The 15,060-nt window shown below is 67.6% G+C and carries 12 protein-coding genes; 6 read left to right on the forward strand and 6 right to left on the reverse strand.

The window, feature by feature from the left end; genetic code table 11:
• Positions 1 to 303 precede the first annotated feature (303 nt).
• Positions 304 to 1,734 (forward strand): purine-cytosine permease family protein, encoded by a 1,431-nt coding sequence (locus tag ACPTTC_RS06455; protein ID WP_423391896.1) that lies wholly within the window; start codon positions 304 to 306, stop codon positions 1,732 to 1,734.
• A 160-nt stretch (positions 1,735 to 1,894) separates the two neighbouring features.
• The gene (locus ACPTTC_RS06460) at positions 1,895 to 2,965 is read left to right on the forward strand and encodes a porin (RefSeq protein WP_423391897.1); all 1,071 of its coding nucleotides are present in this window, start codon (positions 1,895 to 1,897) and stop codon (positions 2,963 to 2,965) included.
• A 58-nt stretch (positions 2,966 to 3,023) separates the two neighbouring features.
• On the opposite strand, the gene ACPTTC_RS06465 is transcribed toward ACPTTC_RS06460, so the two are convergent.
• On the reverse strand, positions 3,024 to 3,980 hold the full coding sequence (locus ACPTTC_RS06465; protein WP_423391898.1) for a LysR family transcriptional regulator: 957 nt from the start codon (positions 3,978 to 3,980) through the stop codon (positions 3,024 to 3,026).
• Between the two features lie 190 nt (positions 3,981 to 4,170).
• On the opposite strand from ACPTTC_RS06465, the gene ACPTTC_RS06470 reads away from it, so the two are divergent.
• The 4 genes from ACPTTC_RS06470 to ACPTTC_RS06485 all read left to right on the forward strand — a co-directional run bounded on the left by ACPTTC_RS06470 (position 4,171) and on the right by ACPTTC_RS06485 (position 8,295).
• Positions 4,171 to 5,481 (forward strand): MFS transporter, encoded by a 1,311-nt coding sequence (locus tag ACPTTC_RS06470; protein ID WP_069247614.1) that lies wholly within the window; start codon positions 4,171 to 4,173, stop codon positions 5,479 to 5,481.
• 31 nt (positions 5,482 to 5,512) lie between these two features.
• Positions 5,513 to 6,784, forward strand: a complete 1,272-nt coding sequence (locus ACPTTC_RS06475; RefSeq protein WP_423391899.1) for a Zn-dependent hydrolase — start codon at positions 5,513 to 5,515, stop codon at positions 6,782 to 6,784.
• 33 nt (positions 6,785 to 6,817) lie between these two features.
• Complete coding sequence (locus ACPTTC_RS06480; RefSeq protein ID WP_423391900.1) at positions 6,818 to 7,840, forward strand: histone deacetylase family protein; 1,023 nt, start codon at positions 6,818 to 6,820, stop codon at positions 7,838 to 7,840.
• A gap of 152 nt (positions 7,841 to 7,992) precedes the next feature.
• Entirely contained in the window at positions 7,993 to 8,295 is a 303-nt protein-coding gene (locus ACPTTC_RS06485) for a hypothetical protein (RefSeq protein ID WP_423391901.1), read from the forward strand.
• Positions 8,296 to 8,319: 24 nt separating this feature from the next.
• Here ACPTTC_RS06485 and ACPTTC_RS06490 read toward each other — a convergent pair whose 3' ends face one another.
• The 5 genes from ACPTTC_RS06490 to ACPTTC_RS06510 all read right to left on the reverse strand — a co-directional run bounded on the left by ACPTTC_RS06490 (position 8,320) and on the right by ACPTTC_RS06510 (position 14,683).
• Positions 8,320 to 9,282 carry a Csu type fimbrial protein gene (locus ACPTTC_RS06490; RefSeq protein WP_423391902.1) on the reverse strand — a complete coding sequence of 321 codons (963 nt, stop codon included), beginning with the start codon at positions 9,280 to 9,282 and terminating at the stop codon, positions 8,320 to 8,322.
• On the reverse strand, positions 9,279 to 11,663 hold the full coding sequence (locus tag ACPTTC_RS06495; protein WP_423391903.1) for a fimbria/pilus outer membrane usher protein: 2,385 nt from the start codon (positions 11,661 to 11,663) through the stop codon (positions 9,279 to 9,281). The genes ACPTTC_RS06490 and ACPTTC_RS06495 overlap by 4 nt, the downstream gene beginning before the upstream one ends.
• Before the next feature lie 7 nt (positions 11,664 to 11,670).
• Positions 11,671 to 12,390, reverse strand: coding sequence for a fimbrial biogenesis chaperone (locus tag ACPTTC_RS06500; RefSeq protein ID WP_423391904.1), 720 nt, complete (start codon positions 12,388 to 12,390; stop codon positions 11,671 to 11,673).
• A 15-nt stretch (positions 12,391 to 12,405) separates the two neighbouring features.
• Positions 12,406 to 12,891: a Csu type fimbrial protein gene (locus ACPTTC_RS06505; protein ID WP_423393321.1), complete on the reverse strand. Its 486-nt coding sequence runs from the start codon at positions 12,889 to 12,891 to the stop codon at positions 12,406 to 12,408.
• Positions 12,892 to 13,477: 586 nt separating this feature from the next.
• Positions 13,478 to 14,683 (reverse strand): MFS transporter, encoded by a 1,206-nt coding sequence (locus ACPTTC_RS06510; protein ID WP_423391905.1) that lies wholly within the window; start codon positions 14,681 to 14,683, stop codon positions 13,478 to 13,480.
• Positions 14,684 to 15,060 lie beyond the last annotated feature (377 nt).

Genomic DNA, 15,060 nt, shown 5'->3' on the forward strand with positions numbered 1-15,060 from the left:
GCTTTCATTCATCCGACATCCCGCTTTCGATCAAACCGGTCGAACGTATCCCGAAGGTTCGAACAATTTCGAAAATCGGCCGATTTCGGGTAATCACCGATACCTCGCAAGTTGTATATACAAGATCATCCGCTGGCAATGTCGGCACACGTCGTGCCGCTTGCGTGCCCGTGCGCAGACCATGCGTGCGCGGCGCATGCCGGCGATCCACGGCGCCCCGCACCCGCAGAGCCGAAAGGGCGGCTCGCAGATTCCCGTCTCGTTCAAACCATTTGTGATCCTGAGTATTTTGGAGATTTCCCCGTGTCAACGAATCCCAGTGGAAAAGCCGGCGGCCTGATCGAAGTCCGTTCGATCGACTTCATTCCCGACGCCGAGCGCCACGGCGGCTTGCTGAGCCAGTTCACGCTGTGGCTGTCGGCCAACATGCAGATCACGGCCATCGTCACGGGCGCACTTGCCGTGGTGCTCGGCGGTGACGTGTTCTGGTCGCTGGTCGCGCTGCTCCTCGGCCAGTTCATTGGCGGCGCGGTGATGGCGCTGCATGGCGCGCAGGGGCCGCAACTCGGGTTGCCGCAGATGATCTCGAGCCGCGTGCAGTTCGGGGTCTATGGCGCGATGATCCCGATCGTGCTCGTGTGCCTGATGTACATCGGCTTTTCCGCGAGCGGCTCGGTGCTGGCCGGGCAGGCCGTCGCGCAGTTGCTGCACGTCGACGACGCGGCCGGCATCCTGCTGTTCGCGGCCGTGATCGTCGTGCTGACCGTGTTCGGCTATCGCGCGATCCATGCCGTCGGCCGGATCGCGAGCGTGGTCGGCATCGCCGCGTTCGTCTACATGTTCACGCAGCTGTTCGCGAACCACGATATCGGCGCGCTGCTGGCGAACAGGCATTTCACGCTCGCAAGCTTCCTGCTGTCGATGTCGCTGTCGGCGTCGTGGCAGATCGCGTTCGGCCCGTACGTCGCCGACTATTCGCGCTACCTGCCGCGCTCGACGTCGTCGGTCGCGACGTTCGTCGCGGTCGGCCTGGGTTCGGTGATCGGCGCGCAGGCGGCGATGGTGTTCGGCGTGTTTGCGGCCGCGCTGGCCGGCAGCCAGTTCGCGCACCATGAGGTGTCGTATATCGTCGGCCTCGGTTCGACCGGCGCCGTGGCCGCGCTGCTGTACTTCAGCATCGCGTTCGGCAAGGTGACGGTCACGGCGCTCAACGCATACGGCAGCTTCATGTCGATGGCGACGATCGTCAGCGGCTTCCGCGGCAAGGGGGCCGTGTCGTCGCGCAGCCGCCTCGTCTACATCTTCGGGATGATCTGCGTATCGACGCTCATCGCGCTCGCGGGCCGCCATTCGTTCCTGAAGGAATTCACCGCATTCATCCTGTTCCTGCTCGCGTTCTTCACGCCGTGGAGCGCGATCAACCTGGTCGACTACTACTGTTTCACACGCTCGCGCTACGACGTGCCGGCGCTGTCCGATCCGGACGGCCGCTACGGCCGCTGGAACGTGATGGCGATCACGATCTACGTGGTAGGCATCCTCGTGCAGTTGCCGTTCATGTCGACGCACCTCTACACGGGGCCGCTCGTCGACGCACTCGGCGGCACCGACATCTCGTGGATCCTCGGCCTGGTCGTGCCGGCCGTGCTGTATTACATCGGCGCGCGCGCGTCGCGGCGCAGCATTCCCGAAAGCCTGATCCTGCCGCTCGAACGCGGCGAAGTTCAGCACTGACGACACGTCGCGCGCATCGGGCCGGCTGGCTGCCGGCCTGAATGCCGCGCGAGCCGGGCGCTGCCTGCGCCGGGCTCCTCCCCAGGTTTCCTTTCCCGCGATCCCGGTGCGGCGCAACTGCGCCGCGCGGTGTCGTTTCATTCTCTGACCATTGAATAGTATGACTAAACAAATGAAAGACAGCGGGAGCAATTCCCGGGCGCGGAGGGCGCACGCCGGTCTTCGCATGACGGTCGCGGTGGCGTGCGTCGCCGGGCCAGGCGCCGCATTCGCGCAGGACGGCGTCACGCTGTACGGCGTGATCGACGAGTTCGCGCAGTACGTGAATACGGGCAACGGCTATACGGCGGCGATCAATTCGGGCGGCCAGTGGGGCAGCCGGTTCGGGCTGAAGGGCGGTGAGGATATCGGCGGCGGGCAGAAGATTGAGTTCGCGCTGGAGAACGGCTTCAACCCGAACGACGGTTCGCTGGCGAGTTCGGGCAGCCTGTTCAACCGGCAGGCGTGGGTTGGTATCGCGGGGCAGTGGGGCAAGGTGCGCGCGGGCCGCCAGAATTCGCCGTTGTTCAACGACCAGGGCGGCCAGGATGCGTTCGGCGGCGTCACGCAGGCGTCCGGCATGGACAACCTGACCGTGTTCGCGTTCCGCACCAGCAACACGCTGTCGTACCAGAGCCCGGAGATCGCGGGCTTCCAGGGCGGGCTGTACTTCGGGTTCGGCGATGCGGGCGGCGTGCGCTCGGCGGGCTCCAGCCAGCAGTTCGACCTGACCTACGAACACGGGCCGTTCGGCGCGTTCGTCGCGGGCCAGTGGCTGAAGAACGCGACGGCGAGCACCACCGATCGCACGATCATGGCCGGCGCGTCGTACGAGATCGGCAAGGCAACCGTGTACGGCGGTTTCTCCGCGGTGAAGTGGGCCGATCTCGGCATCGATTCGCGCGTGTACGGGCTGTCGGTCAAATACCAGTTCAATCCGGCCAACTACGTGGCGCTCGGCTACGCGTATCTGCACGACCAGTCGTCGCAGGGCAACAATGCGGACCAGCTCGGGCTGATGTACGAATACGACCTGTCGAAGCGCACGAGTTTCTACGGCGCACTGTCGTACCTGCGCAACCGCAACCAGGCCGGCTATACGCTCGCCGGCGCGGCGAACCCGGGCCTGCCGCTCGCGTATCCGGGCGCGAATGCGCGCGGCGTGCAGCTCGGCATCGTGCATCGCTTCTGACGTCGTCGACGCGCCGGGCCGTGGGCGCCCGGCGCTTTCCCCGGGCGCGTTCGCGCCGTCATTTCCCCAGCCGCTCCGCGAGCGAATAGCGCTGCATGCAGCGCTCCATCGCGTCGAGAAACGCCTGCTCGGCAGCGTTCATCTTGCGGTCGCGATGCCACAGCAGCAACACGTCGACATCGACGAGCCCGTCGTCGGGCGGCAGCCGCCACAGCCGCTGCTGCGCGATGTCGTCGCGCACGATGTGCTCGGGCAGGCAGCCGATCCCGTAGCCGGCGAAGATCAGCCGCCGCACTTCCTCGAGGCTCGGCGACGACGCGACGATGCGCCCCGTGAAGCCTCTCTGGTCGCGAAACACGGTGAGCGGCGACAGGCTGTCGCCGATCTGGTCGCTCGTGAACGACACGAAATTCTCGGCGAGCAGATCGTCCATCCGCAGTTGCGTCTGCCCGAACAGCCGGTGATGGCGGCCGCAGTAGATCGCATAGCGCTGGCGCAGGAAGCAGCGCATCTCCAGCTTGTCGTGCGGTGTGCGGCACAGGCCGAGCCCGGCCGTGGCTGTCTTCTGCAGCAGTGAAGACAGAATGTCCGACGAGCGCATCACCTCGATCTGCAGGTCGATGCGCGGATACGCGCGATGGAATTCCGCGAGGAATTCGTCGTAGACGGGCGACTCGATGCGGCTTACCGTCAGCAGCCGGATCGAACCGGTCAGGTCGGCCGTGCTGTCGTCGATTTCGGTTTCGAGACGCGAGATACCGCCGTAGATGTCGCTCGCGATCCGGTAGACGGCTTCGCCGGCAGGCGTCGGTGCGAAGTGCGTGCCGCGCCGCTCGATCAGCTTGCGTTCGAGGGTGTCCTCGAGCCGCCGCAATGCCTGACTCACGGCCGGCTGCGTCACGTGCAGGCGCGCGGCCGCGCGGCTTACGCTGCGCTCCTGGATGATCACCAGATACGTGCGCAGCAGGTTCCAGTCGAGGCGGTCGTTCAGGAACGGGGCAAGGTCGGGGCGCATCGGGTCTCCGGGCGAGGCGTCCAGATGGACATTAGTTGAATTTATACAGCGAATAATAACTTGAAATTTGACTAATGATTTGCGGTCGCCGATAAAGGAGGGGCGCCGCAGCGTGCGGCGCAAGGCCGCGACAGACGGCCGTCACACGATATTGCGCGTCGCCCCGCAGCGGCGCGCGTCAGGAGCCCCCATGACCCAGTCCCTTCCTTCCGCCCGCCAGCCGGGGCGTGCCGCGACGGCCGCGTTCATCGGCACGATGATCGAGTGGTACGACTTCTACATCTACGCAACCGCCGCCGCGCTCGTGTTCGGCGAACTCTATTTCCCGTCGCATGATCGCTTCGTCAGCACGATGGCGTCGTTCGCGACGTTCGCGGTCGGCTTCTTCGCACGGCCGCTCGGCGGCGTGATCTTCGGCCATCTCGGCGACCGCATCGGCCGCAAGAAGGCGCTGATGACGACGCTGATGATGATGGGCGTCGCGACCGTCTGCGTCGGGCTGCTGCCTGATTATTCGAAGGTCGGCATGCTCGCGCCGGTGCTGCTCGTCGCACTGCGCGTGGTGCAGGGGATCGCGGTGGGCGGCGAATGGGGCGGCGCGGTGCTGATGGCGGGCGAGCACGCGCCGCAGGGGCGCCGCACGTTCTTCGCGTCGTTCGCGCAGCTCGGCAGCCCGGCCGGGCTGATCCTGTCGCTGATCGCGTTTCGCGCGGTCACGTCGATGGACAAGGCCGACTTCCTCGCGTGGGGCTGGCGCCTGCCGTTTCTCGCGAGTTCGGTGCTGCTCGTGGTCGGCATCCTGATCCGGCTCGGCGTGAACGAGTCGCCGGAATTCGCGCGCGTGAAGGAAACCAACCGCACGGTGAAGCTGCCGGTCGCGGAAGTGTTCCGCTCCGCGTCGGGGCTCGTGGCGCTCTGCATCGGCGCAAACACGATCGGCATCGCGGGCGTCTATTTCACGAACACCTTCATGATCGCGTATACGACGCAGTACGTCGGCGTCTCGCGATCGCTGATCCTCGACAGCCTGTTCGCGGTCGCGATCATCCAGTTCGTCGCGCAGCCGATCGCCGCATGGATCGCCGAGCGCATCGGCGGCGCACGCTTCCTGAAGCTCGCGGCGCTGCTCGCGATGCTGTCGCCCTATCCGATGTTCATGCTCGTGCAGGGCGGCACGTCCGCCTCGCTGATCGCAGGCATCGCGCTCGCGGTGGTCTGCATGGCCGGCTTCTATTCGGTGATCGCGGGGTTCGTGAGCGACGTGTTCCCCGCGCACGTGCGCTATTCGGCGATCTCGCTCGCTTACCAGATCTGCGGCGCGATCGCGGGCGGACTGACGCCGCTCGTCGGCACGTGGCTCGCACATCGCTTCGCGGGCCAGTGGTGGCCGCTCGCGGTCTTCTACACGTGTCTCGCCGGCATCTCGCTGCTCTGCATCGTCGCGCTCGACGCACGCCGCGCGGCAAGGCCTGCCGCCGCCGAAGCGCTTGGCTCACAGTGAACCTCAACGAATGAATTCATCCGGAGTGCACATGAAAGACCTGCTGGAAATCGACGGCGCCCGTTTGTGGCGGAGCCTGGCGGATATGGCGCGCGTCGGCGCGACGCCGCGCGGCGGCGTGCGGCGCCTCGCGCTTACCGAGGACGACCGTCGCGGGCGCGACCTGTTCGCGCAGTGGTGCCGCGACGCCGGGATGACGGTGAGCGTCGACGCAGTCGGCAACCTGTTTGCGCGGCGCGACGGCGCCGATGCGCAGGCCGCTCCGGTGCTGATCGGCAGCCATCTCGACACGCAGCCCGAAGGCGGCCGCTTCGACGGCGTCTATGGCGTGCTCGCCGCGCTCGAACTCGTGCGCACGCTGAACGACGCGGGCATCGCGACCGCCAAGCCGCTGGAGATCGTGTCCTGGACCAACGAGGAGGGCGCGCGCTTCGCGCCGGCGATGCTTGGCTCGGCCGTGTTCACCGGCGCGTTGGCGCTCGACGATGCGCTCGCGAAGCAGGACGCCGACGGCGTCACGCTCGGCGCGGCACTGGACGCATGCGGCTATCGCGGCACGCGTGCGACCGGCGGCCCGGTCGATGCGTACTTCGAAGCCCATATCGAACAAGGCCCCGTGCTCGAGGCGAACGGCACGACGATCGGCATCGTCACGGGCGGGCAGGCGATCCGCTGGCTCGACGTGACGGTGACGGGCGTGGCCGCGCATGCGGGCACGACGCCGATGCCGTATCGCAAGGATGCCTGTTTCGCGAGTATGCAGATGGCGCTCGAACTCGAACGGATCGTCACCGGCTATGCGCCGCGCGGGCTTGCGACGATCGGGCAGGTCGGCATCCGCAATGCATCGCGCAACACCATTGCCGGCGAGCTGACGTTTACGGTCGACCTCCGCCATCACGACGATGCGCAAGTCGATGCGATGGAGCGCGAATGGCGCGATGCATGCACGCGTGTGGCCGCCGCGCGTGGCGTGCAGGTCGAGATCGACACCTGCTGGCGCAGCCCGGCGACGCCGTTCGATCGCGACTGCGTCGAGCAGGTCGCGCAGGCGGCCGCCGCGTTCGGCTATACGCACGAGCGGATCGTCAGCGGCGCCGGGCACGACGCGATCCTGCTCGCGCGCCGGGTGCCGACCGCGATGGTGTTCATTCCGTGCGTCGACGGCCTGTCGCACAACGAAGCCGAGGATGCGCTGCCTGCCGACGTGACGCGCGGCGCGAACGTGCTGCTTCATGCGGTGCTCGCGCGCGCCGGCGTCGCGGCGGGCGTTGCCGCGGCCGCCGCCACGCAGGATGCATGACGCGGCGAATCGATAAACCGACGAGGGCGAACGATGAAAACCTATTTCCATCCCGAGCAGTTGCTGCACCATCCGCGCAGCTACCTGTCGCGCGGCCGGATGCGTGAACCGCAGGAAGTGCCCGAGCGCGCGGCGCGACTCGTCGCGGCTGTCCGGTCACTCGACTTCGACGTGCGCGAGCCGGCGGACCGCGGCACTGCGCCGATCGCGGCCGTGCACGACATGAACTACCTGCGCTTTCTGGAAGAAGCGCACCGCGACTGGAAGCAGATGCCCGACGACTGGGGCGACGAAGTGATGTCGAACGTGTTCGTGCGCGACCCGAACCCGCTGCGCGGCGTGCTCGCGAAAGCCGCGCGCTACCTCGCCGACGGCAGTTGCCCGGTCGGTGCGAACACCTGGCGCGCCGCGTACTGGTCCGCACAGGGCGCGCTTGCGGCCGCGGCCGACGTCAACGACGGCGCACGCGAGGCGTACGCGCTGTGCCGGCCGCCCGGCCATCACGCACGTCGCGACGCGGCCGGCGGCTTCTGCTACCTGAACAATGCGGCGATCGCCGCGCAGTCGCTGCTCGGCCGCCACCGCCGGGTCGCGATTCTCGACACCGACATGCATCACGGGCAGGGTGTGCAGGAGATCTTCTACGGCCGCGACGACGTGCTGTACGTGTCGATCCACGGTGACCCGACCAACTTCTACCCGGTTGTCGCGGGCTATGAGGAAGAGACGGGCACGGGGGCCGGCGACGGATTCAACCTCAACCTGCCGATGCCGCACGGTGCGCCGGAGTCGGCGTTCTTCGAGCGGCTCGACGACGCGTTGCGCGCGCTCGCCCGGTTCCAGCCCGATGCACTCGTGCTCGCGCTCGGCTTCGATATCTACAAGGACGATTCGCAATCGCAGGTGGCCGTCACGACCGACGGCTTCGGGCGGCTCGGCGGCGCGATTGGCGCACTCGGGTTGCCGACGGTGATCGTGCAGGAGGGCGGTTATCACCTCGACAGCCTCGACGCGAATGCGCGTGCATTTTTCGGCGGATTCGCCGCCGCGCGCTGACGCTTCCGGACGGCTGGTATGCGACGCTCGCCGCGCAGCATCGGCGCGGCGCAGGTCGGGGCCCGATTGCGCGCCAGCGCATTCGGGTTTTTCACTTGCGCTTCGCCGATTCGGGCGTACGCTTGACGGATCGATGAAGAAGAGGGGGAACGATGAAGCTAACCGGACGGACCGGAAAGGGCGCGTTCGCACTTGCGATGCTGAGCACCGGCCCGCTTGCCTGCGCGGCCGAGCCGTCGATCCCGCTCAGGGTCAGCCTCACGATCCCGGAAATCTGCACGATTGGCGCGGCCGCTGGTCAGGGCCCGGGCGCGCGCGTCGAGTTTGACGCGCCGAGTGTCAGTTGCATCCACGGCACCCCGTTCGTGCTCAGTCATGCACCCGGGCCCGGCGCGACCCCGTCGCCGCGCGGCCTGGGAGTCGGTGCGGCCGCGGCATGGACCGTCACGTTCTGAGCAGCGTATCCGCTGCTTCGCCGGTCAGAAACTGATCGTCGCGGTGATCGTGTCGCTGTAGCTGCCGGGCGCGGGTGTGGTCTGCGTCGGCACCGCGCCGTACACGGTCACGACCTGCGACGTGCCCGTGCCGACGCCCGTGACCGTCGTGCTGCCGCCCGTGCCGTCACCCCACCCGATCGAGTGCGCGGCGTCCGTGTAAAGCCCGTAGCTGATCGCACCGCCTCCACCGCTACGCTGCATCTGGCGCGCCGTCACGTTGCCGCTGTTGCCGCCGTTCAGCGCGATCTTCCACGCGTCGCCGTTCGTGCACTGCGCGGTGATCGTACCCGTTGCCGCGAGCGTGCCCGACAACAGGCTGGCGGTACCGAAGCTCACGTTGGTCGCGTTGATGTTGCAGTTGTTGACGACGTTCGCCGTCGCACTGAACGGGAAGGTGCCGCTCGACGTCGTCAGCGACGCGCAGGTCGGCGCGCCGAGCAGGTAGAAACCGGTGTTGAGCGACGTCGTGGCGCCGCCGAATGTCTGCGAGTAGGTCGTGGTGCTGTTGCCGGTCGTCGGCACGGTCGGCTGGTTCCCGGTGATCTGTCCGTATATGGTGACCGTCGCGGACGCGCTCGTGCCGAGCGCGGGCTTGACGAGCGTGACGGACGCCGGTGTCGTACCGGAATACACGGAGCCCCACGCGACCGTATGCCCGCCGTCGAGATAGAGGTCGTACTGCATCGCGTTGCCGCCGTTGACGAGGCTGCGCGGGCTCGTGCCGCCGAGATTCAGGCATACGACCACGTTCGGTGTCAGCGAGACGGTCGACCACGTGCAAGTGACGCTGACCGTGCCGGTCACCGCGACCGGCGCGTTCGAGATCGGGCTGACCGAGCCGAAGCTCACGTCCGATGCGGTGGCCGTGCAGCTTTCTGCCTGTGCGTGACGGGGCGAGCCGCACCACGCGACGAAGGCAACGAGGACCAGCAGCGCGATCCTCATTGCGTCGCCCGGCACGTGAGCGGCCCGATGGTCGGCAGCGTGCCGCTGCCGGGCGCGCTGAACGGGAAGTCCGCGACGCAGCGTTGCGTGCCGTAGTCGATCACGAGGTGGTTGTCCTCCTTCAGTCCGTCGATGAACGTGAGCCCGTCGTAGCCGACGATCGTATCCGTGCCGCTTTCGGCGTGATGCACGCGCGCGCCGACCGGCAGCGGGCGGCCGTCGGTATCGCGCAAGATCACCGACGCCGCGCGATAGCGCGACACGCCGAAATGCGCGATGACGCCCGATTGCGTCTGCGGCACGACCGTCATCGACGTGCGTGCGATCCGCGCATCGGCGGGCAGTTTCATCGAGTCGATCGCGATCCGGTTGTTCTGGTACGCGTTCAGGTCGGGTACGAGCAGGTGCCCCGCGCGATCGGTCGTGCCGATCACGCGGTTTTCGTGCAGCACCGGAATGCCTGCGACGCCGTCGGTCGATACCAGCGCGAAGCCGTCGTTGATGCGGCGCGACAGCTGCAGGCTGCTGTTCATGAGCACCAGCGCGCCGCTGACGTCGAGCGATGCGCCGGTCTGGCGGTCGATGTTCTGTGCGGCCGCGATGACTTCGCCCGCATGACCGAGATAGCGTACTTGCGCCTGCCGGTAGGGCACCGCGCCCGTGCCGCCGGTCTGCACGCCCCAGCCCCAGCCGCCGTCGTAGTCGGGCGGGCGGCTCGCGTCGACCGTGTAATTCGACTGGCCGCGCTGGCGGCCGACGGTCGCATTGATCGACGTGTTGCGCCCGAGCCCGATGTTCAGCGATACGAACGCGCCGTTCGCGCCCTGCTGCGCGAAGTCGCGGTACGCACTGACGCTCAGCGAGGCGAGATCGCCGAAGCTCAGCGTGTACGACACCGTGCCGATCCGCGTGCTCGGGCCTTGCGGCAGCCGGAAGCCGATATAACTGAGCGAGAGCGTCTGGCGGTGCATGAACGGCAGCGCGAGCGTCGCCTGGTCGGTCGCCGCGGGCGCCGTCGCGCCGTCGCGCGAGGCGAGATCGCCGTAGTGGCCGAACGCGCGGATCGTCTGCGCGTTGATCGAGAAGCGCGGTTCGATCAGCTGGTAGCCGATGCTCACCTGCGTACCGGGAAAGCGGCCGGCGCTGCCCGCGACCGCGCCGCTCACGACGCCTGCATTGCCGAGCCGCAGCAGCGCGCCGACGCCGGTGTTGAGCACGCCGCCGGTGGCTTCCGCGTGCCCCTCGACGGTCAGCGCATCGATGACGCCGCGCCGCATCGAGCCGCTGACGGCCGGCCGCGCGTCGTAGTCGAACGACTGCAGCCCGTAGTTGCGGCGCAGGAAGCCGGCTTCGAACGAATAGCTCGACAGCCCGGCGGACAGCATGCGCGTATCGACGTAGAGCGGCACGGACGTCGCGACGGTGCGCCCGAGCGCGTCACGCGTGATGACGGTCGCCTGGCCGGCGCCCGTGATGCCCGGCACGTCGTGGATGATGAACGGGCCGCTCGGCACGTTGCCGGAGTACTGGCGCACGTTGTTGATGTAGAGGTCGACCGCCGACGGTACGGCGGCGGAGCCCGTGAGCGACGGGATCGGGAACGTCACGAGATCGGGCCGCAGCGCGAAGTTGCTGCGCCACTGGAAGCCGCCGAGGCGCACCGAGCGCGTCCATGCGAGCGATCCCGAGATCGTGTCGCCGATCTGTGTCGTGCTCGGCCGTGCCGGATCCGAGCGGCTCCATGACGTATCGAAGCGCGTGTAGCGCCGGCGGCCGTCATGGAAGGTCGCGACGCCGCTGGTGTCGAACACGCCGCCCGGATCGAAGTAGCGCACGTCGGTGTAGAGCGAAACCTGCCGGTTGCCGAGCGTCTGCGCGTACGCCTCGTAGTTGATCGCGACGCCGCGCGACGCGCTGGCCGCCTGCGTGGGCGGCAACGCGCGGCTGTCGACCGCGTACGGCCGGCGCAGCGTGTCGGGCATCTGCAGGTCGACGCTCTGGTGCGCCGCGTCGTAGCGGTAGCGCAGGCCGGGAATCGTGTCGAGGTCGACCGTCGTCGCGTCGGCGATGCCGAGCCGGTCGGTCGCGAGGCCGATCGTGTGCAGGTCTGCGCCGCTCGCCGACAAGTGGCCGTCGCGTTCGCGGAAGTGCGCGAGCAGCGTCGTGTTTTCGCCGTTGACGCTGACTTCGAGGATCACGTCATGCATGCTGTCGGTCATCACGAGTGCGGCGGGTTCATCCGCGCGTGCGCAGCCGAGCGCAAGCAGGCCGCCGGCCACGACGGCCGCGAGTGCGGCGCGCGGCGAACGAAGCGGGGTCCTGCGTCCGTTGGCCGGACGCGTGCGGGCGCGTGGCGAAGGGGGAGGGGCCGGGCGGCGCACCGGCGGTCTAGCCCGGCGGCTCCACCGTGACGATCGCACTGGCCGGCTGCGAATTGACGGCCGCCCGCACCGTGACCTTGCCGCCGAGCGCGACGCCGGCCGGCAGCGGCACGCTCCACTGGCCCGTGCGCCCCGCGAGCGCATAGCCGAGCAGGCCGCGCGTGAGCGGATACGTGCGGCCGTCGCCGGTCACGAGTTCGACCGATGCCAGTTGCGCGCGCCGCGTGCCGCCGTTGTGCACCCGCAGTACCCAGCCGCCGTTGCCGCGCAGCAGCGCCCAGTCGAGCCGGGGCGCGCCGTCGGCTGCCGGCTCGACGAACACCGGAATCGAATAGCGCAGCCGGATCGACACGCCGTTGGCCGGCGCTTCGCCGGGCTGCGGCAGCTCGTCGATCAGCAGCCGGTAGGTCTGCTCGGCGCCGGCAGGCGTGCGCGATGCGCGCACGACGCGGATCAGCTGTTCGGACTGCGTACCGACCTCGATGAGCGGCGGGCTGGCCATCAGATCCTGGGTGGGTGTCAGCGTGTCCTGGCCGTCGGCCTGGTCCCAGCGGAACACGCGCACCTGTCCGTACACGGGGCGCTCGCCCGGATTGCGCAGCGTGATGCCGGTGGCCGTGTCGTCGGTGCCGAATTCGATCGTGACCGGGGAAATCTGCAGCGACGCGGCGTGCGCGGCGCCGGCCGCACATAGCAGCGCGGCGAGCGTTCGACGTAATGCGGACATGGCGAGCCGCACCGGTCAGAAGTAGACGGTTGCGGTGACGGTCGTCTGATAGGTGTCCGGCTTCGGCGTCGCCTGCGCGGGCACCTGGCCGTAGACGGTCAGGGACTGCGCAGCGCCCGTGCCGGTGCCGGCCACGGTGTCCGTGCCTTGCGTGTTGCCCCAGATCGTCGTGCGCCCGGCATCCTGGTAGAGCTGGAAGCCGACGGTCGTCGACGTGTTGCCGGTCGCCGTGCCGGCCATCAGCCGGCTCGCGACGCTCGACCCCGTGACCGTGCCCGCGTCGAGACCGACGTTGTAGGGCGTCGTGTTGGTGCAGGTGACGCTCACGGTCGTTTGCTGGTTGATCGCGGTGGCCAGCACGCCGCTGGTGCCGAAGGCGAGCGGGTTCGCGGCGATCGTGCAGTTCGGCTGCAGCGTCAGCGTGACGTTGAAGGTGGCGGTCGCGGTGCCGTTCGAATAGGTGGCAGCGTCGGCGGCGGGAATCGAAAGGCCGATTGACAGCGCGAGCGACAACGTTGTGGAAGCGATGGCGACTTTCACACTGATCCCTCATCGATCGTTTTTCATTGGATTTATGCCGCGCTTCGCATGCCACGGTATCGCAGATGCTGATACGAATCGGCAAGTCTTTCAATCTTTAAATTTGCGCCGTTTCATTTTGTTACATTTGATGCAGGCATTGATTGAATAAAGCCGGGAAGCATTTCATTTTCTGAATTTTCGTGATCGATTTGAATGAAATATTATCCTGCGGCGCAGCAATATTGAGTAATTCGTGCGGGGTTCGATACGATTTTTAGCCAGACCTGGCGAGCCGAATCGACCCGCGGGAAATGGGTCATTCATGCGCTGAATGAAATGGAAGGGAGGCGGGTATTCGAGCGGATTGAATCGATTTCGGCACTCCCTAAATGAGTTGAATGTGGGGCGACGTGAAATTGATGGATATTCCGGATTTTTTCGATTGAGGGATTGCTGAATCGGAATGGATCGTTGAAAACGAAAACGGCCGCAATGCGCGGCCGTGAGCGTGTGTCGGTACGGATCGGCGGTCCGGCGTGCATCGCCGGCGCACGACGTGCGGCGATTACGAATTCGCTGCGGCCGGCGCGCGGCGCTGCTGCGCGATCTGCAGGAAGACGAGCGCGAGTCCGGCCGCGGCGATCAGCCCGCCGACGAGCGGCACGGCCGCGTATCCGAATCCGGCCGAGATCGCGGCACCGCCGGCGGCCGCGCCGAGTGCGTTGCCGAGGTTGAACGCGCCGATGTTGACGGCGGACGCGAGGCCCGGCGCTTCGTGGGCCGCCCGCATCACGCGCATTTGCAGCGGCGGCACGACCGCGAACGTCGCGACACCCCACACGAGCAGCGTGACGGCCGCGCCGGCATGCGTGCCGGCGAGCACCGGGAACGCGGCCATCGTGGCAATCAGCAGCAGCAGGAAACCGATCAGCGTGCCGTCGAGCGAGCGGTCGGCGAAGCGCCCGCCCGCGATGTTGCCGATCGAGAAGCCGACACCGATCAGCACCAGCATCGCGGTCACGAAGCCGGGCGTCGCGCCGGTCACGTGTTCGAGCGTCGGCGCGACGTACGTGTAGAGCGTGAACATCGCGCCGGCACCCAGCACGGTCGTCCCGAGCGCGCCGAGCACGACGGGGCGGGTCAGCACCGAGAGTTCCGCGCGCAGGTCGGGCATCTTGCCGGCTTCGCCCTTCGGCAGCGCCGCGAACAGCCCGGCGATCGCCACCAGGCCGAGGCCCGCGGTCGCCGCGAACGACATGCGCCAGCCGATGATCTGGCCGAGCCAGGTCGCGGCCGGCACACCGCCGACGTTCGCGATCGTCAGGCCCATGAACATCGTCGCGACCGCGCTGGCCTGCTTTTCACGCGGCACGAGGCTGGCCGCGACCACCGAGCCGAGCCCGAAGAAGGCGCCGTGGTTGAGGCTCGTCACGAGGCGGGCGAGCAGCAGCGTCGTGTAGCCCGGCGCGAACGCCGACAGCAGGTTGCCGATCGTGAAGATCGACATCAGCGCGATCAGCGCCGAGCGGCGCGACCAGCGCGCGAGCAGCAGCGTCATCAGCGGCGCGCCGACCATCACGCCGATCGCATAGGCGCTGATCAGCATGCCGGCCTGCGGAATCGAGACGTGCACGCCGTCGGCGATCACGGGCAGCAGGCCCATCGGCGAGAACTCGGTCGTGCCGATGCCGAACGCGCCGGCGGCGAGTGCCAGCAGCGGCAGCGCTGCGCTGCCGCCCGGGCGAGAAGGAGAGGAAGTCGTGGGGTTCACGCGATGAGCTCCTGTAGTCGAGGGACAACGGCACGGGCCGTTGAGGACAGGGCGAAGTGTGCCTGCATGACTTTTGCGGAAAAAGCCGTATACGGACGAAATTATCTTGATTTCATGTCAACAATGCAGCGAGCGCGTGAAGTCCGCTGGCGAGCCGCGCGAAAGAGGGGCTTTTCCGAAAGCGTCATGTAATGAATGACGTGCGGTTTTCGGCCGGGAGATTGAAATCCATCGGCGCCGCGAGGTGGACTGACGGCCGCTCCTCCCGATGATCCGGAGGCCGTCCGCAGAACGTCCGTCGACGTGCCGCCGCGCGGATCGGCCGAACCGGTCAGGTGGCGGGCATCCCCCCGATCGAACGTCGCACCGTCGCCGAA

Origin of the sequence: Burkholderia mycopellens (genome assembly GCF_964265025.1) — a bacterium.
Classification (GTDB): Bacteria; Pseudomonadota; Gammaproteobacteria; order Burkholderiales; family Burkholderiaceae; genus Burkholderia.